21 protein-coding genes are annotated in these 18,356 nt (G+C 75.3%); 6 read left to right on the forward strand and 15 right to left on the reverse strand.

The features are described 5' to 3' along the window. The first annotated feature begins 114 nt into the window (after positions 1-114). The 3 genes from ACZ6PY_RS06940 to ACZ6PY_RS06950 all read left to right on the forward strand — a co-directional run bounded on the left by ACZ6PY_RS06940 (position 115) and on the right by ACZ6PY_RS06950 (position 3,791). The gene (locus ACZ6PY_RS06940) at positions 115-744 is read left to right on the forward strand and encodes a TIGR03085 family metal-binding protein (protein WP_466069974.1); all 630 of its coding nucleotides are present in this window, start codon (positions 115-117) and stop codon (positions 742-744) included. 128 nt (positions 745-872) lie between these two features. After that, positions 873-1,823 carry a terpene synthase family protein gene (locus ACZ6PY_RS06945; protein ID WP_466069976.1) on the forward strand — a complete coding sequence of 317 codons (951 nt, stop codon included), beginning with the start codon at positions 873-875 and terminating at the stop codon, positions 1,821-1,823. Between the two features lie 141 nt (positions 1,824-1,964). Next, the gene (locus ACZ6PY_RS06950; protein WP_466069978.1) at positions 1,965-3,791 is read left to right on the forward strand and encodes an AMP-dependent synthetase/ligase; all 1,827 of its coding nucleotides are present in this window, start codon (positions 1,965-1,967) and stop codon (positions 3,789-3,791) included. 67 nt (positions 3,792-3,858) lie between these two features. On the opposite strand, the gene ACZ6PY_RS06955 is transcribed toward ACZ6PY_RS06950, so the two are convergent. Both ACZ6PY_RS06955 and yczR read right to left on the reverse strand, forming a co-directional pair. Then, the gene (locus ACZ6PY_RS06955; protein ID WP_466069980.1) at positions 3,859-5,166 is read right to left on the reverse strand and encodes a low temperature requirement protein A; all 1,308 of its coding nucleotides are present in this window, start codon (positions 5,164-5,166) and stop codon (positions 3,859-3,861) included. A gap of 193 nt (positions 5,167-5,359) precedes the next feature. Further along, positions 5,360-6,817, reverse strand: a complete 1,458-nt coding sequence (yczR, locus tag ACZ6PY_RS06960; protein WP_466069982.1) for a MocR-like transcription factor YczR — start codon at positions 6,815-6,817, stop codon at positions 5,360-5,362. A 58-nt stretch (positions 6,818-6,875) separates the two neighbouring features. On the opposite strand from yczR, the gene yczE reads away from it, so the two are divergent. Continuing rightward, positions 6,876-7,553, forward strand: a complete 678-nt coding sequence (gene yczE / locus ACZ6PY_RS06965) for a membrane protein YczE (RefSeq protein ID WP_466069984.1) — start codon at positions 6,876-6,878, stop codon at positions 7,551-7,553. A gap of 142 nt (positions 7,554-7,695) precedes the next feature. Next, positions 7,696-8,157 (forward strand): hypothetical protein, encoded by a 462-nt coding sequence (locus tag ACZ6PY_RS06970; RefSeq protein WP_466069986.1) that lies wholly within the window; start codon positions 7,696-7,698, stop codon positions 8,155-8,157. A gap of 32 nt (positions 8,158-8,189) precedes the next feature. Here the strand turns inward: ACZ6PY_RS06970 and hisF are convergent, their stop codons facing one another. The 12 genes from hisF to hisD form a co-directional block, all read right to left on the reverse strand. Continuing rightward, complete coding sequence (gene hisF / locus ACZ6PY_RS06975; RefSeq protein WP_466069988.1) at positions 8,190-8,957, reverse strand: imidazole glycerol phosphate synthase subunit HisF; 768 nt, start codon at positions 8,955-8,957, stop codon at positions 8,190-8,192. A gap of 73 nt (positions 8,958-9,030) precedes the next feature. Continuing rightward, positions 9,031-10,029 carry an NADP-dependent oxidoreductase gene (locus ACZ6PY_RS06980; protein ID WP_466069989.1) on the reverse strand — a complete coding sequence of 333 codons (999 nt, stop codon included), beginning with the start codon at positions 10,027-10,029 and terminating at the stop codon, positions 9,031-9,033. Beyond that, complete coding sequence (locus tag ACZ6PY_RS06985) at positions 10,026-10,451, reverse strand: organic hydroperoxide resistance protein (protein WP_466070769.1); 426 nt, start codon at positions 10,449-10,451, stop codon at positions 10,026-10,028. Before ACZ6PY_RS06985 ends, ACZ6PY_RS06980 begins: the two co-directional genes overlap by 4 nt. Before the next feature lie 5 nt (positions 10,452-10,456). After that, positions 10,457-10,903 carry a MarR family winged helix-turn-helix transcriptional regulator gene (locus ACZ6PY_RS06990; protein WP_466069990.1) on the reverse strand — a complete coding sequence of 149 codons (447 nt, stop codon included), beginning with the start codon at positions 10,901-10,903 and terminating at the stop codon, positions 10,457-10,459. Between the two features lie 86 nt (positions 10,904-10,989). Continuing rightward, entirely contained in the window at positions 10,990-11,433 is a 444-nt protein-coding gene (locus tag ACZ6PY_RS06995; RefSeq protein WP_466069991.1) for a RidA family protein, read from the reverse strand. Further along, the gene (gene priA, locus ACZ6PY_RS07000) at positions 11,430-12,158 is read right to left on the reverse strand and encodes a bifunctional 1-(5-phosphoribosyl)-5-((5-phosphoribosylamino)methylideneamino)imidazole-4-carboxamide isomerase/phosphoribosylanthranilate isomerase PriA (RefSeq protein ID WP_466069993.1); all 729 of its coding nucleotides are present in this window, start codon (positions 12,156-12,158) and stop codon (positions 11,430-11,432) included. The genes ACZ6PY_RS06995 and priA overlap by 4 nt, the downstream gene beginning before the upstream one ends. A gap of 16 nt (positions 12,159-12,174) precedes the next feature. Further along, the gene (locus tag ACZ6PY_RS07005; RefSeq protein ID WP_466069995.1) at positions 12,175-12,498 is read right to left on the reverse strand and encodes a hypothetical protein; all 324 of its coding nucleotides are present in this window, start codon (positions 12,496-12,498) and stop codon (positions 12,175-12,177) included. Positions 12,499-12,676: 178 nt separating this feature from the next. Further along, positions 12,677-13,300 carry an imidazole glycerol phosphate synthase subunit HisH gene (gene hisH, locus ACZ6PY_RS07010; protein ID WP_466069996.1) on the reverse strand — a complete coding sequence of 208 codons (624 nt, stop codon included), beginning with the start codon at positions 13,298-13,300 and terminating at the stop codon, positions 12,677-12,679. Positions 13,301-13,325: 25 nt separating this feature from the next. Next, complete coding sequence (locus ACZ6PY_RS07015; protein WP_466069998.1) at positions 13,326-13,496, reverse strand: hypothetical protein; 171 nt, start codon at positions 13,494-13,496, stop codon at positions 13,326-13,328. 58 nt (positions 13,497-13,554) lie between these two features. Further along, entirely contained in the window at positions 13,555-14,166 is a 612-nt protein-coding gene (gene hisB / locus ACZ6PY_RS07020) for an imidazoleglycerol-phosphate dehydratase HisB (protein ID WP_148429530.1), read from the reverse strand. A gap of 55 nt (positions 14,167-14,221) precedes the next feature. Then, positions 14,222-15,301 (reverse strand): histidinol-phosphate transaminase, encoded by a 1,080-nt coding sequence (locus tag ACZ6PY_RS07025; RefSeq protein WP_466070000.1) that lies wholly within the window; start codon positions 15,299-15,301, stop codon positions 14,222-14,224. After that, positions 15,298-16,620 (reverse strand): histidinol dehydrogenase, encoded by a 1,323-nt coding sequence (hisD, locus tag ACZ6PY_RS07030; RefSeq protein ID WP_466070002.1) that lies wholly within the window; start codon positions 16,618-16,620, stop codon positions 15,298-15,300. Before hisD ends, ACZ6PY_RS07025 begins: the two co-directional genes overlap by 4 nt. Positions 16,621-16,727: 107 nt before the next feature. On the opposite strand from hisD, the gene ACZ6PY_RS07035 reads away from it, so the two are divergent. Further along, complete coding sequence (locus ACZ6PY_RS07035; RefSeq protein WP_262282461.1) at positions 16,728-17,432, forward strand: LON peptidase substrate-binding domain-containing protein; 705 nt, start codon at positions 16,728-16,730, stop codon at positions 17,430-17,432. Here ACZ6PY_RS07035 and ACZ6PY_RS07040 read toward each other — a convergent pair. Then, entirely contained in the window at positions 17,398-18,345 is a 948-nt protein-coding gene (locus ACZ6PY_RS07040) for a DUF2567 domain-containing protein (RefSeq protein WP_466070003.1), read from the reverse strand. The genes ACZ6PY_RS07035 and ACZ6PY_RS07040 overlap by 35 nt on opposite strands. Between the last annotated feature and the right edge of the window lie 11 nt (positions 18,346-18,356).

Genomic DNA, 18,356 nt, shown 5'->3' on the forward strand with positions numbered 1-18,356 from the left:
CGGACCCCGCCCAGCAGGGCGGACGCCCCCGCGTTGCGCCGCCCGCCCGGCGGGAGACGCCGGCGCCGCGCCGCGCCGGAAGCGCGAACCGGCCCACCGGCCTACGATCGGGCCATGCCGCGGTACGCCCGAACGGAGCGCGAGGCGCTCGCCGACCTGATGCTGGAGCTGGGACCGGACGCGCCGACGGTCAACGAGGGGTGGACCACCCGGGACCTGGCGGCGCACCTGCTGGTCCGGGAGCGCCGGCCGGACGCGGCGGGCGGCATCCTCCTGCCGCCGCTGCGCGGCTACGGCGAGGCGGTCCGCCGGCGGGTGGCCGCCGGGCCCTACGCGGAGCTGGTCGAGCGGTTGCGCCGCCCGCCGCGGTGGAGCCCGCTGAGCAACCCGCTCACCGACGAGCTGGTCAACGGCCTGGAGTTCTTCATCCACCACGAGGACGTGCGCCGGGCCCAGGGGGGCTGGCTCCCCCGCGACCTGCCGGCCCGGCAGCACGCCGCGCTCTGGAAGCGGGCCACCGTACTGGCCCGGATGGCGTTGCGGCGCTTCCCGGCGGACCTGCTGATCCAGGCGCCCGGCTACGGCGAGCGCGCCGTCGGCCGCGGCGGCGAGCGGCTGCGGGTGGTGGGCGCCCCGGGCGAGCTGGTGCTGTTCATCTCCGGCCGGCAGCGGGTGGCCCGGGTCCAGGTGGACGGCCCGACCGCGCCGGCGGAGCGGTTGCGCGCGGCCAACCTGGGCTTCTGACGGAGCGTGCCGGACCGGTCACCGAACCGCGTGGGACCGGCTCCGGCCCAGCGAAGGGGGCCGATCCGCGCTGCCGTACGCTCCTGACCCGCCGCCCAACCCTGGGCCGGCGGGACAAGGGGAGACGGATGCGAGGCTTCGCGCTCTCGGCACTGCACGAACCCCCCTTCCCGGCGCGCCGACACGCCGCCGTCGAGCTGGTCGCCGGGGAGAGCGGCGGATGGGTCGTCGACCTGGGCCTGGTCGACACCCCGGCCGGGTTGCGCCGGCTGGCCGGCGCCCACCCGGTCGAGCTGGCCGGCCGGGCCTGTCCCGACGCGTCGGTCGCCGACCTGCGGCTGCTCGCCGACCTGATCAGCTGGCTGTTCGTCATGGACGACGCGTGCGACGAGGACGGCCTGGGCGCCAGCCCGACCCGGCTCGCGCCGACCGTGGCGGCCCTGCTGGAGGTGCTCGACCGGCACGGCGACCCGGTCGCGCCGGCCCCGACCGGTGCCGGCCCGCTGGCCGTGGCGCTCGACGACCTGTGCCGGCGGGCCCGCGACCGGGGGCGGCCGGCGCTGCTGCTGCGCCTGGTCAGCCAGTTGCGCGAGTACCTGCTGGCCCTGCTCTGGGAGGCGGCCAACCGGGAGCACCACCGGGTGCCCGGGGTGGCCGAGTACGTGCAGATGCGCCGGCACACCGGGGGCGCCCGGCCCAGCTTCACGCTGACCGACCTGGCCCAACCGGACGTGCCCGGTCCGGACCGGCGGGCCGACCCGGCGCTGGCCGCCCTGGACGCGCTCGCCGCCGACCTGGTCTGCTGGTGCAACGACCTCTTCTCCTACGACAAGGAGCGGGCCACCGGCCCGGACGCGCACAACCTCGTCACCACGATCGCCTCCGAGGCCGGGCGGGGCGAGGAGGCGGCGCTGCGCGCGGCGGCCGCCCGGTTCAACGAGAGCCTGGCGGCGTACGCGGAGCGGGACGCGGCGCTGGCCGCGACGGGCGACGAGGGGGTGCGCGCCTTCCTCACCACCCGGCGGAACTGGATCCGGGCCACCTACGACTGGTCGCGCGCCGCCACCCGGTACGCCTGAGCCGCGCGGTCCACCGTCCGGGATGAGGTCGCCGCAGGCCACGGGGGCTAGCCGCTGCCCGGGTCCAGGCAATACTCTTCGGTAACCGCAGACTGGCGTGACCCCCGTCACGTCCCTCCACCCCTGAAGGCGGCTACAGCGATGGCTCTCGATGTACCGTACCGTTCCGTACCCGACATGTTCCTCAAGCGTGTGGCGGACTCCCCCGACCGCCACGCGTTCGCCCATCCCGCCCCGGACGACTCGGGCCCGGTCTGGCTGACGTGGGAGCAGGTCGGGCAGCGCGCCAAGGCCATCGCCGCCGGGTTGCACGGGCTCGGCGTCGGCCTGGAGGACCCGGTGGCGATCCTCGCCAACACGCGGCTGGAGTGGGTGCTCGCCGACTTCGGGATCATGTGTGCCGGTGGGGCCACCACCACGGTCTACCCGACCACCGAGCCGGAGGACGCGACGTACATCGTCGCCGACTCCGGGTCGAAGGTGCTCTTCGCCGAGAACCCGACCCAGGCGGCCAAGATCGCCGGCACCGCGGTCCCGGCCCTGACGCACGTGGTGCTCTTCGACGGGGCGCCCGACCCGGCCGCCACCGTCCCGCAGCTCACCCTGGCCGAGCTGGAGGAGCGGGGGGCCCGGGCGCTGGCCAACGAGCCCGACCTGATCGACATGCTGGTCGCCGGCATCGGTCCGGACCACCTGGCCACCCTCATCTACACCTCGGGCACGACGGGCCGGCCCAAGGGCGTGGAACTGCTGCACGGCGGGTGGTGCTGGGAGGGCGTGGCGCAGGCCGAGCTGGGCCTGCTGCACGTCGACGACCTGCAGTACCTGTGGCTGCCGCTGTCCCACTCGTTCGGCAAGACACTGCTCTGCGGCGCCACCCACGTCGGCCTGCCCACCTACGTGGACGGCCGGGTGGACAAGCTCGTCGACCTGCTCGGGGTGATCCGGCCGACGCTCATGTGCGGCGCGCCCCGGGTCTTCGAGAAGGTCTACAACAAGGCCGTCACCACGGCCCGCAGCGCCGGCGGCGCGAAGGCGAAGATCTTCGCCTGGGGCGTCGCCGTGGGCAAGGAGAAGGTCGCGCTGGAGCAGGCCGGCAAGCCGGTTCCGGCCGGGCTGAAGCTGAGGTACGCGCTGGCCGAGAAGCTGGTGTTCAGCAAGCTCCAGGCCCGGCTCGGCGGCCGGATGCGCGTGCTGGTCTCCGGCGCGGCGCCGCTCAGCAAGGAGATCGCCACCTTCTTCGCCGCGGCCAACCTGCCGATCTCCGAGGGGTACGGGCTCACCGAGACCAGCGCCGGCGCGTTCGTGAACCCGCCCGACGGGCTGAAGATCGGCAGCGTGGGCCGGGCCATGGGCGACCTGGAGTGCCGCATCGACAGCGACGGCGAGATCCTGGTGCGGGGCAAGCCGGTCATGCGCGGCTACCACAACCTCCCCGAGGAGACCGCGGCCGCGTTCACCGAGGACGGCTTCTTCCGCACCGGCGACATCGGCACCCTCGACGACGACGGCTACCTGCGCATCACCGACCGGAAGAAGGACCTGGTCAAGACCTCCGGCGGCAAGTACGTCGCGCCGTCGCACATCGAGGGCATGTTCAAGGCCGTCTGCCCGTACACCTCGCAGGCCGTGGTGATCGGGCAGGCACGCAACTACTGCACGATGCTCGTCACGCTCGACCCGGACGCGATCCAGGGCTGGGCGGCCGGCACGCCGCTGGAGGGCCGCGACTACACCGCGATCGTCACCTCGCCGGAGGCGCAGGCCATGGTCGAGGGCTACGTGGCCGAGCTGAACGGCAAGCTCAACCGCTGGGAGACGATCAAGAAGGTGACGATCCTCCCCCGGGACCTCACCATCGAGGACGGCGAGGTCACCCCGTCACTGAAGATCAAGCGCCGGAGCGTGGAGACCAACTTCGCCGACGAGATCGACAAGATGTACGCGGGCAGCCTCGCCGAGCTGTAGCGGCCCGTTCAGCGCCCGGCGGCCGCGCCCCTCCGTCCCGGGGCACGGCCGCCGCCGCGGTTCCCGCTCAGAGGTGCTCCTGGCGCCAGTGGCTCTGGTCCGCCTCCGCGGCGAGCTGCTCCTCCAGCGCGAGCTGCCGGATCCGGCGCCGCCGGCCGTCCTCCCGGAACGTCTCCACGGCCACCCCGGCGGTGACGAGCACCGCCAGCACGATGAGCGACGCCAGCTCCGGGATCGGGGCGACGACCGGGGCGACGACGACGAGCGCCACGACCGTGATCACCAGTGGCCAGTGCACCTCCCGCAAGGCCACCAGCGCGCAGGCGACGAGACTCAGCAGGTAGAGGCCCACCCCACCGAACAGGATCGTGACCCAGAAGCCGCCCAGCGGCGGGCCCCAGCTCGGGCTCTCCGGGCTGGCCGCGTCGGCCAGCAGGTCCTTGAGGCCCAGGGCGAAGAGGATGGTCCCGGCGATCAGCGGCAGGTGCAGGAACGTGTAGACGTCCCGGCAGAGCCGGAGCCGGGCGGCCGGGTCGCGGGCGTGGTGCAGCGCCTGCTCCAGCGCGTACGCCAGGGTGTCGAAGTACGCCCACCAGAGCACCGCCACCACCAGGACACCGAGCAGCGCGGCCACCGCCACCGGGCCGGTGAGCGGCAGCCCGGTCTTCGGGCCGAGCCCCAGCGCGATGATCGACTCGCCGAGCGCGATCAACACCATGAGCGCGTGCCGCTCCGCCCAGTGGCCGGCGGAGACCACCACCCACCACCGCGAGGCGAGGGTCACCCCACCGACGTACTCGACCAGCAGCGCGACGGTCCAGAGCACCAGTTGCAGCGCCACGGCGAACGGCCGGTCGGCGAGCCGCTGGGGGACCGTGCCCGCGACCACCAGCAGGACGGTGGCCACGGTCGGCAGCGCCGCACGCAGCAACAGCCGCCGGCGCCGGAGCGGATCCGACCGGTCCAGCCAGGCGAAGACCACGAGCTGGGCCATCCGGATCGTGAAGTAGCAGCCCGCGAAGACCAGCGGGCCGTTCAGCCCGCCGGGACGGTCGACGAACGCGCTCGGCACGCTGAGCACCAGCAGGAAGGTGGCGGCCACCGTGAGGATGCCGACCACCGGCAGCAGGCCCTGGTCGGCGCGGACCGCGTTGCCGAGCCGGGCGAAGCCGGTCCACGACCACCAGAGCAGCGCCAGCACCAGCAGACAGCGGTAGAGGTTGGCCGGGCTGAGCAAGCTGGCGGTCAGCGTGGTGACGTTGACGAACGCGAAGACGAAGACCAGGTCGTAGAAGAGTTCGAGGCGGGTGGTCCGGGAGCCGGGCGCGCCCGGCCACACGAGGCGGGACCACCGGGCACCACCGCCGTTCCTCACCCGGGCAGTCTGCGGGGCGCGCGCGGGCCGCAGACGCCGATCGGAGGATCCGTACCGGAACGGGGCCTACCGGCCGGGCACGCCGCCGGCGCCGTGCTCGGCGAGGAACTCGTCGCGCAGCGCGCGGCGGGCCTCCCCGAACAGCAGGGCGACGCAGGCGCTGCCCCCGGGACCGCCCGGCGCGCCGGCCGGATCAGGCGATGACGGAGGGCTCCCGCCACTGCGGGCGCCCGGCCCGGTCCAGGTCGTAGCGGACCGCGGCGAGCCGGCCGACGGCCTCCACCAGGTCCGCGGCGGGCAGGGTGAAGGGCAGCCGCAGGAACCGCTCCAGGGTGCCGTCCAGGCCGAACCGGGGTCCGGGCGCCAGGCGTACGCCGACCTCCTCGGCGGCCCGGGCCAGCGCGCTGGAGATGGGGCCGTCCAGCTCCACCCAGAGCGTCACGCCGCCGCGCGGCACGGTGACCCGCCAGTCGGGCAGTCGGTCGGCCATGGCCTTGACCAGGGCGTCCCGTTGGGCGGCGAGCTGGACCCGCCGGTCGGCCACGATGCCCGGCCCCTGGGCCAGCAGGTGCACCGCGACGAGCTGGTCGAGCACGGGGCTGGCCATGTCCACGCCGACGCGGGCGGCGGCCAGCCGCTGCACCTGCGGCGCGGACGCCCGGACCCAGCCAATCCGCAGGCCACCCCAGTACGGCTTGCTCATGCCGCCGATGCTGATCACCCGGGAGTGCCGGTCGAAGGTGGCCACCGGCGGCGGCAGCGGGGTGCCGTCCAGCGGCAGGTCCACGAAGGACTCGTCCACGATCAGGTCGGTGCCGGCGGCGTGCGCCGCGCCGACCAGCCGCTCCCGCAGGTCGGTAGCCATGAGGTGGCCGGTCGGGTTGTGGAACTCGGGGATCACGTACGCCAGCCGGGGCCGGGTCTGCCGGATGCTGCCCAGCAGCAGGTCGGCGTCCCAGCCGTCCCCGTCGGCGGCGAGCCCGTGGGTGGTGATCCGGGCCCGCCGGGCCGACAGCGCGGCGAGGGCGTTCGGGTAGGTGGGCGACTCCACCAGCACCCCGCCGCCGGGCGAGAGGGCCAGCCGCAGCACGAGGTCCAGCGCGTGCTGGGTGCCGCTGGTCACCATGATCTGTTCCGGGCTGGTCGGCAGCCCCCGCTCGGTGTACCCGCGGGCCACCGCCTCGCGCAACTCGATGATGCCGGTCGGGTGGTAGCCGGCCCCGCCGAGGTAGCGCGGCAGGTCCTCGGCGGCGGCCCGGGCCGCCGGCACGAGCTGCGCCGGGGCGGAGAGGGCGGCCACCCCCAGGTCGATCATGTCCCGGTCGTCCAGCGGGGTCCAGAGCCCGGTGCTGGCCACCCGGTGGGTGCCCGGCAGCATGGTCCAGCTTCCGGCGCCCCGCCGGCTGGCCAGGTGGCCGGTCTCCCGCAGCTCCCGGTAGGCGGCGGTGACCGTGGTGCGGCTGATCCGCAGCGCCTCGGCCAGATCCCGCTCGGCCGGCAGGCGTACCCCGAGGGGGAGCCGGCCGTCGGCGAGCAGCCCGCGGACCGCGGCGGCGAGCGCCGCGTAGTCGGGGCTGCGCCGGCGGCCCGGCAGGGCATGCCACTGCCCGAGGAGCCGCGCCAATTGGACGCCACGCACCTGACTGGTCATGGCCACCCCTCCCGAATTGGCTCTGTCCTGGGTCAGATTGGCCCCTAGGGTGGCATGCATGGCACAGATTGGCAATCTCCGGTACCGGCCGGCCCGGCGGCTCGTCCAGCTCTACGTCGGGCTCGCCCTCTACGGGATCAGCATGGCGCTGATGATCCGGTCCGGCCTCGGGCTCGACCCCTGGGACGTGTTCCACCAGGGGCTCGCCCGGCAGACCCACCTCTCCTTCGGCACGGTCACCATCGCGGTGGGCGCCGTGGTGCTGCTGCTGTGGATCCCGCTGCGGCAGCGCCCGGGCCTCGGCACCGTCAGCAACGTCGTGGTGATCGGGCTGGTCGTCGACGGCACCCTGGCCGTGCTGCCGCCCGGCGAGGGCCTGCCGCTGCGCGCCACCCTGCTGGTCGTCGGGATCGTCGCCAACGGCGCCGCCACCGGCCTCTACCTGGGCGCCGGGCTCGGCCCCGGCCCGCGCGACGGCCTCATGACCGGCTTCACCGCCCGCCGGCCCCGCTACTCCGTCCGGCTGGTCCGCACCGTCATCGAGGTGACCGTGCTGAGTCTCGGCTGGCTGCTCGGCGGCACCGTGGGTCTCGGCACCGTGGCGTACGCGCTGGCCATCGGGCCGCTCGCCCAGCTCTTCATCCCGATCTTCGCGGTGCCGGCCCCGCCGGTCGGCGAGCCGGCCGCCGAGCCGGCGGTCCCCTGCGCGCCGCGCCCGGCCGGCGAGGCCGCCTGACCCCGCCCCGCGATCACGCAGCGTCACCCCCGCCGCGCCGACCGCCACCTCCTGGGACAGCCCGCACGCCGCTGAGCTGCGGCGACGTCCGGCAGCGAAACCGGGTGTTTTCTCCGCCGTCGCGGCCGGGCATCATTCGTCCATGGGGGAGAACGGTTGGCGTTGGAGCGACGCCTGGATCTTCGTCTCACTTGTCATCGCGAGCGGCGCCGGTCGGCACCGCCGGGCCGCCGCCACCCGGCGCCCGGAGGGCGTGCGCCTCGCCGACGTCCTCTCCACCGCCGACCACCTCAACCAGGCCATCCCCGAGCGGCACGAGGTCGAGGGGGCGGTCCGCCGGCTGGTGAGCGCGGGCCTGGTGAGCGTCACCGACGGCTGGTTCCGGGTTACCCCGGACGGCGAGCGGCTCTGGCGCACCCGGCCGAGCGCCGGGCTGGGCACCACCGTGGACACGGTGCAGGGCGTGCTGAGCCGCCGCCCCGCCTCGGACGAGTTCGACTGGCAACTGGACGAGGACGACCACGCCGCCGCGGTGCAGGAGTACGCGGTCCGCTCGATCCCCATGCCGCGCCGCTCCCCCGAGGGCCACCCCGGCCGCCCCTGACCTCCGCGGCCGGCGCCCGGCGGCGCGCGGGGTCAGCGCACCGGGTGGCCGGCGCCGCGCAGGGCGTCCTTGACCTCGCCGACGGTCAGCTCGCCGAAGTGGAAGACGCTGGCCGCGAGCACCGCGTCGGCGCCCGCGCCGATGGCCGGCGGGAAGTCGGCCACCCGGCCCGCTCCGCCGCTGGCGATCACCGGCACGTCGACGACCGCACGGACCGCCTCGATCAGCGGGAGGTCGAAGCCCGCCTTGGTGCCGTCGGCGTCCATCGAGTTGAGCAGGATCTCCCCGGCGCCCAGTTCCGCGCCGCGCGCCGCCCACTCGACCGCGTCGAGGCCGGTGCCCCGCCGCCCGCCGTGGGTGGTCACCTCGAACCCGCTGGGCGTGGTGCCGGCCGGCGCCCGGCGGACGTCGAGGGAGAGCACCAGCACCTGGCGGCCGAACCGGTCGGCGATCTCGGCGATCAACTCGGGGCGGGCGATGGCCGCGGTGTTCACCCCGACCTTGTCCGCGCCGGCGCGCAGCAGGGTGTCGACGTCGGCCACCTGGCGGACGCCCCCGCCGACGGTGAGCGGGATGAAGACCGATTCGGCGGTGCGCCGCACCACGTCGAGCATGGTGCCGCGGTCGCTGCTGGATGCGGTGACGTCGAGAAAGGTCAGCTCGTCGGCGCCGGCCCGGTCGTACGCGGCCGCCAGCTCGACCGGGTCGCCGGCGTCACGCAGGTCGAGGAAGTTGACCCCCTTGACCACCCGCCCGGCGTCCACGTCCAGACACGGGATCACCCGCACCGCCACCGTCATGCCGCGAGCCTATCCAACCGGCACGCCGCGGCGGCCGGCCCGACCGGGCCGGCCGCCGCGAACGAGTGCGGTGTCACACCCGGACGAGCATCTTGCCGAGGTTCTCGCCGCGCAGCAGGCCGAGGAAGGCCTCCGGGGCCCGCTCGATGCCGTCGACCACCGTCTCGTCGTAGGAGATCCGGCCGTCCCGCAGCCAGCCGGCCATCTCCTGGACGAACTGCTCGCGCAGGTGCCCGTGGTCGCCGACCAGGAAGCCGCGCAGGGTGAGCCGCTTGCCGATGAGCAGCGCCAGGTTGCGCGGGGCGGCGGGCGGCTCGGTGGCGTTGTACTGCGCGATCATGCCGCAGATGGCGGCCCGGCCGTGCAGGTTCATCGCCCCGATGGCGGCCTCCAGGTGCTCGCCCCCGACGTTGTCGAAGTAGACGTCGACGCCGTCCGGTGCGGCGGCCCGGAGCTGGTCGCGGACCGGCCCGTCGTGGTAGTCGAACGCGGCGTCGAAGCCGAGCGCCTTCAGCCGCTCGACCTTGGCCGGCGAGCCGGCGCTGCCGACCACCCGGCCCGCGCCGCGCAGCTTGGCGATCTGCCCCACCATGCTGCCGACCGCGCCGGCCGCGCCGGAGACGAAGACCGTCTCGCCCGGCTTCATGGCCGCCACGTCGAGCAGGCCCGCGTACGCGGTCAGCCCGGTCATGCCGAGCACGCCCAGGTAGGCGGTGACCGGGGCCAGGCCCGGGTCGACCTTCCGCGCGCCCTTGGCGTCGACGAGCGCGTACTCCCGCCAGCCCAGCCCGTGGAGCACGACGTCGCCGGGCGCGAAGCCCTCGGCCTCGCTGGCCACCACCTCGCCGACCGCGCCGCCGTCGAGCGGGGCGTCGAGCCGGAACGGCGGCACGTACGACTTGACGTCGTTCATCCGCCCGCGCATGTACGGGTCGACCGACATGAACTGGTTGCGGACCACGAGCTGGCCCGGCCCCGGGGTGGGCACCTCGGTGGTGACCAGCCGGAAGTTGTCGGCGGTCGGCCAGCCCTGCGGCCGGGACGCCAGGTGGATCTCCCGGTTGGCCGTCATGCGGCGTCCCGGACGGTCAGGGTGACGTCGATGTTGCCCCGGGTCGCGTTGGAGTACGGGCAGACCTGGTGGGCGGCCTCGACGAGCTGCTGCGCGGCGGCCCGCTCGACGCCGGGCAGGTCGACGACCAGGGTGACCGCGAGGCCGAAGCCGCCGCTGCCGTTCGGGCCGATGCCGACCTCGGCCTCGACGACCGAGTTCGAGACGTCCGCCCGGGCCTTGCGGGCGACCAGGCGCAGCGCCGAGTGGAAGCAGGCCGCGTAGCCGGCCGCGAAGAGCTGCTCCGGGTTGGTCGCGCCGCCGGCGCCGCCCATCTCCTTCGGGATGGCCAGGTCCAGGTCGAGGCCGCCGTCGGAGGTGCGGACGTGGCCGTCCCGGCCGTCGCCGGTGGCCTGCGCGGACGCGGTGTAGAGCACCTGCATGGTGGTCACTGCTCCTTCTGTCGGTGGATCGTCTCGGTGACCCGGGTGAGGGTGTCGCGCAGGGCGACCAGCTCGGCCTCGGTGAGGCCGGTGGCGCGGGCGACCCGCCGCGGCACCTCGTCCATCCGCTCCCGCAGGGCCCGGCCCTGGGTGGTGAGGCCGACCTCGACCCGGCGCTCGTCGGCCGCCGAACGGGTGCGTACCACCAGCCCGGCCGCCTCCAGCCGCTTGAGCAGCGGGGAGAGCGTGCCGGAGTCGAGCCGGAGGCGCGCGCCGAGTTCGGAGACGGTGGGGGCGTCGTCATCGCGCTCCCAGAGCACCAGCAGCACCAGGTACTGCGGGTAGGTCAGGCCCTGCTCGTCGAGGATGGGCCGGTAGACGTCGGTGAGGGCGCGCGACGCCGCGTAGAGGGCGAAGCACACCTGCCGGCGCAGCACCAGATCATCGGTCACGCACCGAACGGTAGCCCGCAATTAGGTTGTGCACAACCTAATTGCCCGTGTGAACGCCGCCACAGCGGCGTCCGGCCACGCCCGGGTCAGCCCTCGGCGACCCACGCCTCCAGCTCGATCTCCACCAGCAGGTCGGGATCGATCAGGCCGGCCACCACCACCATCGTGGCGACCGGCCGGACCGCACCGAACACGGCGTTGTGCGCGCGCCCCACCTCGTCGGCGTACGTCCGGTCGGTCACGTACATCCGGGTGCGCACCACGTCGGCCGGCCCGGCACCCACCTCGGCGAGCGCGTCCAGGCCGATCCGGATCGCCTGGGCGGTCTGCGCGGCGGCGTCCCCGACGTGCGCCACCCGGCCGTCCACCGTGGAGGTGCAGCCCGCGGTGATCGCCAGCTGCCCGGCCCGGACCACCCGGCAGTAGCCGTACAGCGCCTCCCACGGGCCGCCCGAACCGAGCCGGGTCACGGCCCCGCCAACCGGCGGCTCCGGCGCCGGCCGGGGGCCCTCGCCCGCGACGGCCGTCACGCCCCGCCCCGCAGGGTGGCGAGCGCCTCGGCGACCGTGAACGCACCGGCGTAGAGCGCCTTGCCGGTGATCACACCCTCCACCCCCACCGGCTCCAGCGTGGCCAGCGCGCGCAGGTCGTCCAGCGTGGACACGCCGCCGGAGGCGACCACCGGCGCGTCGGTGCGGGCGCAGACCTCGCGCAGCAGGTCCAGGTTCGGCCCGCGCATGGTGCCGTCCTTGGTGATGTCGGTGACCACGTAACGGGTCGCGCCGGCCTTGTCCAGCCGGGCCAGCACCTCGAAGAGGTCACCGCCGTCGCGGGTCCAGCCCCGCGCCGAGAGGGTACGGCCGCGCACGTCCAGCCCGATGGCCACCCGGTCGCCGTACTCGCCGCAGACCCGGTCGCACCACTCCGGGTCCTCCAGCGCGGCGGTGCCGATGTTGACCCGGGCCGCGCCGGTGCCCAGCGCCGCCTGCAACGACTCGTCGTCCCGGATGCCGCCGGAGAGCTCGACATTCACGTCGAGCCGGCGGACCACCTCGGCGAGCAGGTGGGCGTTGGTGCCCCGCCCGAACGCGGCGTCCAGGTCGACCAGGTGGATCCACTCCGCCCCGTCGGCCTGCCAGGCGAGGGCGGCCTCCAGCGGGTCGCCGTACGTGGTCTCGCTGCCGGCGGCGCCCTGGACGAGCCGGACGGCCTGCCCGTCCGCGACGTCCACGGCGGGCAACAGGGTGAGGCTCAACGAAATTCTCCTCGCATCAGGTACGTCGGTCCAGCGCGATCACCACGACCGCGGGCAGGACCAGCAGCAACAACACGACCAACGCCAGCCGCAGCGCCAGGTCGTCGACGAAACTCCAGATGCCGGCCACGGCCGCGCCGGTGAGCAGCACGATCGCCGCCCGCTCGCCACGACTGTGCCGGCGCAGCCGGCCGGTGCGGCCGCGCCGCACAGCGGGCGTCAACCGGCGCACGACGGCCCGCCGCCGGTCCCGGCGCGCCAGCCGGCGGGCGCGTGCGGCGCGTTCCCGCTCCAACTCGGCCCGCCGCGCCTCCCGCCGCCGCGCCCGCTCCTTACTCAAGCTGCGCCGCCGGTCGTTCGCGACTGCGGGGCTCGCAAAACCGGCTCACTCCTCGCGCTCACAGCGCCGCCGGTCGTTCGCGACTGCGGGGCTCGCAAAACCGGCTCACTCCTCGCGCTCACAGCGCCACCGGTCGTTCGCGACTGCGGGGCTCGCAAAACCGGCTCACTCCTCGCGCTCACAGGGTGCCCAGCCAGTTGCGCAGCAGAGCAGCCCCCGTGTCGGCCGACTTCTCCGGGTGGAACTGGGCCGCCGACAGCGGGCCCCGCTCGATCCCGGCCACGAAGTCCGTGCCGTGGTGGGCGGTGGTGACGGTGGCCCCGGCGGCGGCCAGCGCGGCCGGCGCGAGCACCCCGTAGGAGTGGACGAAGTAGAACCGGGCATCGGCCGGCAGGCCGGCGAAGAGCACCGAGCCGGCCGGTGCCTGCACCGTGTTCCAGCCCATGTGCGGCAGCCGCGGCGCGGGCAGCCGGGTCACCCCACCGGGCAGCAGCCCGAGCCCCTTGGTGACCACGCCGTGCTCGTCACCGTGCTCGAAGAGCACCTGCATCCCCACGCAGATGCCGAGCACCGGGCGGCCGGCGGCGACCCGCTCGGCGATGACCGGGCCGGCGCCCAGCGCCTCGATCCCCGCCATGCACGCGGCGAACGCGCCCACGCCCGGCACCACCAGGCCCTCGGCCTCGGCGGCCGCGGTCAGGTCGGCGGTGACGGTGACGTCCGCCCCGACCCGCGCGAGGGCCCGCTCGGCCGACCGCAGGTTGCCCGACCCGTAGTCGAGCACCACCACCCGCCCGCTCATGACGGCATCCCGCTGCGCTCGCTCATCAGCTCTCCCCCGGCAGCAGCCAGAGCAGCCCGCCGGCCGTGGCCAGCACCGCCAGCAGGCCGGTGATCACCACCGCGCCGCGGGCGGCGCCCTGCTTGTAAAGCGACCAGGTCCCGCCGACCAGCAACCCGGCCAGGATCAACAGCAACGTCGGCAACGCCCGCCCCATCAGAGCCGCCCTTCGTTCGTGGCCGCGGTACTCCGCCGCGCCGCGTTCCTCGCGCTCATCAGAGGGCGCCCTTCGTGCTGGGGATCGCGCCCGCGGCACGCGGGTCGATCGAGGTGGCCTCCCGCAGCGCCCGGGAGACCGCCTTGAACTGGGCCTCGACCACGTGGTGGGCGTCCGGGTTGCCGCCCGGCCGGGCCGCGCGCAGCACGTCCACGTGCAGGGTGACCCGGGCGGCCTGGCCGAACGACTCCCAGATGTGCCGGGTCATGCTGGTCGGGTAGACCGGCCCGATGTACGGCGCGAGCGCCGGCTCGTCGTGCACCACGTACGGCCGGCCGGAGAGGTCGACGGCGGCCCGGACCAGCACCTCGTCCATGGGGACGGTGGCCGACCCGTACCGCCGGATGCCGGCCTTGTCCCCCAGCGCCTGGTCGAACGCGGCGCCCAGGGCGAGCGCGGTGTCCTCCATCGTGTGGTGGGCGTCGATCTCCAGGTCACCGACGGTGTGCACGGTCAGGTCGAAGCCGCCGTGCCGGGCGATCTGGTTGAGCATGTGGTCGTAGAAGCCGACGCCGGTCTCGATGTCGGCCTTGCCGGTGCCGTCGAGGTCGATCTCGACGAGGACCTTGGTCTCCTTGGTGATCCGCTCCACCCGGGCGGTCCGGCTCATTGCTCGCCTTTCGGTCGCGACTGCGGGGCGCGCAAGCTCACTCCTCGCGCTCCCACTACAACTTCTCCATTGCCGACAAAAAGGCGTCGGTCTCGGCGGGGGTGCCGGCGGTGACCCGCAGCCAGCCGGGCAGGCCGACGTCGCGGACCAGCACGCCGGCGGCGAGCAGTGTGCGCCAGGCGGCGGCCTGGTCGACGGCTCCGGGGCGGACCTCGAAGAGCACGAAGTTGGCGTCGCTGTCGGCCACCCGGTGCCCGCGGGCGCGCAGTTCGGCGACGATCCGGTCGCGCTGCCGCATGATCGCGGCCACCGTGCCGAGCAGGGCGTCGCGGTGGGCCAGCGCCGCGCGGGCGGCGGCCTGGGTGAGCGCCGAGAGGTGGTACGGCAACCGGACCAGCTGCACCGCCTGCACCACGGCCGGGTCGGCGGCCAGGTAGCCGAGCCGGCCGCCCGCGAAGCCGAACGCCTTGCTCATGGTGCGGGTGACCACCAGCCGGGGGTGCCCCGGCAGCACGGCGAGCGCGCTGACCGTGCCGGGCCGGGCGAACTCGGCGTACGCCTCGTCCACGACCACCATCCCCGGCGCCGCGGCGAGCACGGCGGCGACCACGGCCGGGTCGAGCGCCGTGCCGGTCGGGTTGTTCGGCGAGCAGAGGAAGACCACGTCGGGCCGGTGCGCCCGCACCTGGGCGACCGCGTCGGCCACGGTCAGCCCGAAGTCCGCGTCGCGGGCCGCCGGGATCCAGCCGGTGCCGGTGCCGAGCGCCAGCAGCGGGTGCATCGAGTACGCCGGGGTGAAGCCGAGCGCGGTGCGCCCGGGGCCGCCGAACGCCTGGAGCAGCTGCTGCTGGATCTCGTTGGAGCCGTTGGCCGCCCACACCTGGTCGGCGGTGAGCCCGTGGCCCAGGTACTCCGCGAGGTCGGCGCGCAGCGCCACGGCGTCCCGGTCCGGGTAGCGGTTGAGGTCGCGCAGCTCGGCGGAGAGGGCCTTGCCGATCGCCTCCACCACCGGCTCGGGCACCGGGTAGGAGTTCTCGTTGGTGTTCAGCCGCACCGGCACGTCGAGCTGCGGCGCCCCGTACGGCTTGAGGCCCCGCAGGTCGTCGCGGATCGGCAGGTCGTCGAGGGTGGTCACGGGGTCTCCCCCGGGAAGCGCGCGGTGACCGCCTGGCCGTGCGCCGGCAGGTCCTCGACGCCGGCCAGGGTGACCACGTGCGGGGCCACGTCGCGCAGCGCGTCCCGGGTGTACTCCACGAGGTGGACGCCGCGCAGGAAGGACTGCACCGACAGGCCGGAGGAGTGCCGGGCGCAGCCGCCGGTGGGCAGCACGTGGTTGGAGCCGGCGCAGTAGTCGCCGAGCGACACCGGCGACCAGGCGCCCACGAAGATCGCGCCGGCGTTGCGCACCCGCAGCGCCCACTCGCGGGCGTCGACGGTCTGGATCTCCAGGTGCTCGGCCGCGTACGCGTCGACCACCCGCAGCCCCGCCTCCAGGTCGTCGACGAGGACGACACCGCTCTGCTCGCCGCGCAGCGCGGTGCCGATCCGCTCGGCGTGCTTGGCGGCCGGCACCTGCCGGGCCAGCTCGGCGTCGACCGCGTCGGCGAGCGACGGCGACGGGGTGACCAGCACGCTGGCCGCGAGGGGGTCGTGCTCGGCCTGGCTGATCAGGTCGGCGGCGACGTGCGCCGGGTCGGCCGTGTCGTCGGCCAGGATGGCGATCTCGGTGGGCCCGGCCTCGGCGTCGATGCCGACCACGCCGCGCAGCAGCCGCTTCGCGGCGGTGACCCAGATGTTGCCCGGGCCGGTGATCATGTCGACCGGGTCGCAGCGCGCGGCGCCCGCCGGGTCGACCGTCGCGCCGTACGCCAGCATGGCCACGGCCTGGGCGCCGCCGACCGCGTAGACCTCGTCGACGCCGAGCAGCGCGCAGGCGGCGAGGACCCGCTGGTCGGGCAGGCCGCCGTTCTCCTTCTGCGGCGGGCTGACCACCACCAGCGAGCGGACCCCGGCCGCCTGGGCGGGGACCACGTTCATGACCACGGTCGACGGGTACATGGCCAGGCCGCCGGGGACGTAGAGCCCCACCCGGTCGACCGGCACCCAGCGCTCGGTGACCGTGCCGCCCGGCACGACCTGGGTGGTGTGGTCGGTGCGGCGCTGGTCGTCGTGGACCTTGCGGGCCCGGGTGATCGACTCCAGCAGCGCGGCCCGGACCTGCGGGTCGAGGGTGCCCTCGGCGGCGCGGATCACGTCGACCGGCACCCGCAGGTGCTCCGGGGAGACGCCGTCGAACCGTTCGCTCGCCTCGCGGATCGCCGGGTACCCATGCTCCCGGACCGCCTCCACGAGGGGGCGGATCCGCTCGACGGCCACGGAGACGTCGAGTTGGGCACGGGGCAGCAGGCGGCGCGGGTCACGGGCCCCGCCGCGCAGGTCGATCCGGTTCAACACCCTTGCGAGTCTAGGCTGCCGCCCCGCGGGCCGACCGGAGCCGCCCGTACGCCGGGACGGTGAGGCGGGACACGCCGCCGGGACGCGATCGGGATACTCTCGATCACGTGACCGCACGGCTGCCGGTTTTCCCGCTCGGGACGGTCCTCTTCCCGGGGCTGGTCCTCCCGCTGCACATCTTCGAGGAGCGTTACCGGGCGCTGGTGCGCCACCTGGTCGGGCTGCCCGAGGGTGCGCCACGCGAGTTCGGGGTGGTGGCGATCCAGAGCGGCTGGGAGGTCGCGGCCGCCGGGCCGCCGGGCCGGCCGGCCCCCACCGGCGGCGAGGTCACCCTGCACGAGGTGGGCTGCACCGCCGAGCTGCGGCAGGTCACCGAGCTGGCCGACGGCGGGTTCGACATCGTCACCGTGGGGCGGCGGCGGTTCCGCGTCGCCGAGGTCGACGACGCCGCGGCGCCCTACCTGACCGCCGAGGTCGAGTGGCTGCCCGAGCCGGCCGGCACGGACGAGGTCGCCGACCTGCTGGCCGCCCGGGTCATCTCGGTCTTCCGGCAGTATCTGGGCCTGGTCCGGCCGGACCCGCAGGAGATCTCCGAGCAGCTGCCCGAGGATCCCACGGTGCTGTCGCACCTGGTCGCCGCGACCGCGGCGCTGACCGTCGACGACCGGCAGCGGCTGCTCGCCATCGACGACACCGCCGGGCGGCTCCGGGCCGAGCTGCGGCTGCTCAACCGGGAGACCACCCTGCTGCGCGAGGTCCGGGCCGTCCCGGTGCCGCTCAGCGAGCTGGCTGGTCCCCCGGCGCCGAACTGATCCCCGGCCCGCCGGGCGCCCAGCCGCCGTCCCACTCCGGCTCCGGCCGCAGTGAGGGCCACCGCGACCAGCCGGCCAGCAGGGTGTACGTCACGGCGGCGCCGAACGCCGCCAGCAGCAGGTTGCCGTGCGGGACGGGCAGCGGCCCGTACCAGTCGACGCCGCCGGCCCGCAGGTCGGCCGGCTTGGTGAAGTCGGTCCCGGGCGGCGCGGTGTCCAGCAGCCGCTGGTAGGTGCCGAGCCCGATCCGGCGGCCGACCTGCCACGCCACGACCGCCGCGCCGAGCCCGCCGAGCGCCCCGGCGACCAGGCCGACCGGGCCACGCCGGCGGTGCAGCACCACCCAGAGGGCGATCGAGGCGAGCACCCCGAAGCCGAGCCCGAGCAGGCTGAACCAGCCGTCCGCGGCGATCGGCTGTTCCGGCTGGGGCGTGGCGTAGACGGCGCCGTCGGCGGTCATCTGCACCGGCGTGCCGGGGGCCACCAGCGCCCAGAGCAGGCCCAGGGGCGCGCCGAGCACGGTGAGCAGCAGCGCCGCGCCGAGGGCGACCGCGACGGCCCGACCCCCCGCCCGGCGGGTGGCGGACGGCGCACCGGGCACGGCTCCGACGACGCCCGGGTAGCCGGCGAGCGGGTCCGCGCCGGGCGCGGTGACCGGGGTGCCCGCGGGCACCGGCAGGCCGCCGGGCCAGGGGGGCGCCTCCCCCTCGACCGGGGCCCGGTCGGGCGCCTCACGCCCGGCCGGGGACGGGCCGGGCGGCGCACCCCCGCCGGAAGGCCCGTCGGGCGGGACGGAGCCGGTCGGCCGGTCGGGGCGCGGGGAGCTGTCCGCGCCGGCGGGCGGGCGGGCGGCGTCGCCGGGCGCGCCGGGACCCTCGGCGGCCCGCTCGGAATCAGGGGTGTCCGGACTCACCCGGTGATCCT

Source organism: Micromonospora sp. NPDC048907 (genome assembly GCF_055586885.1).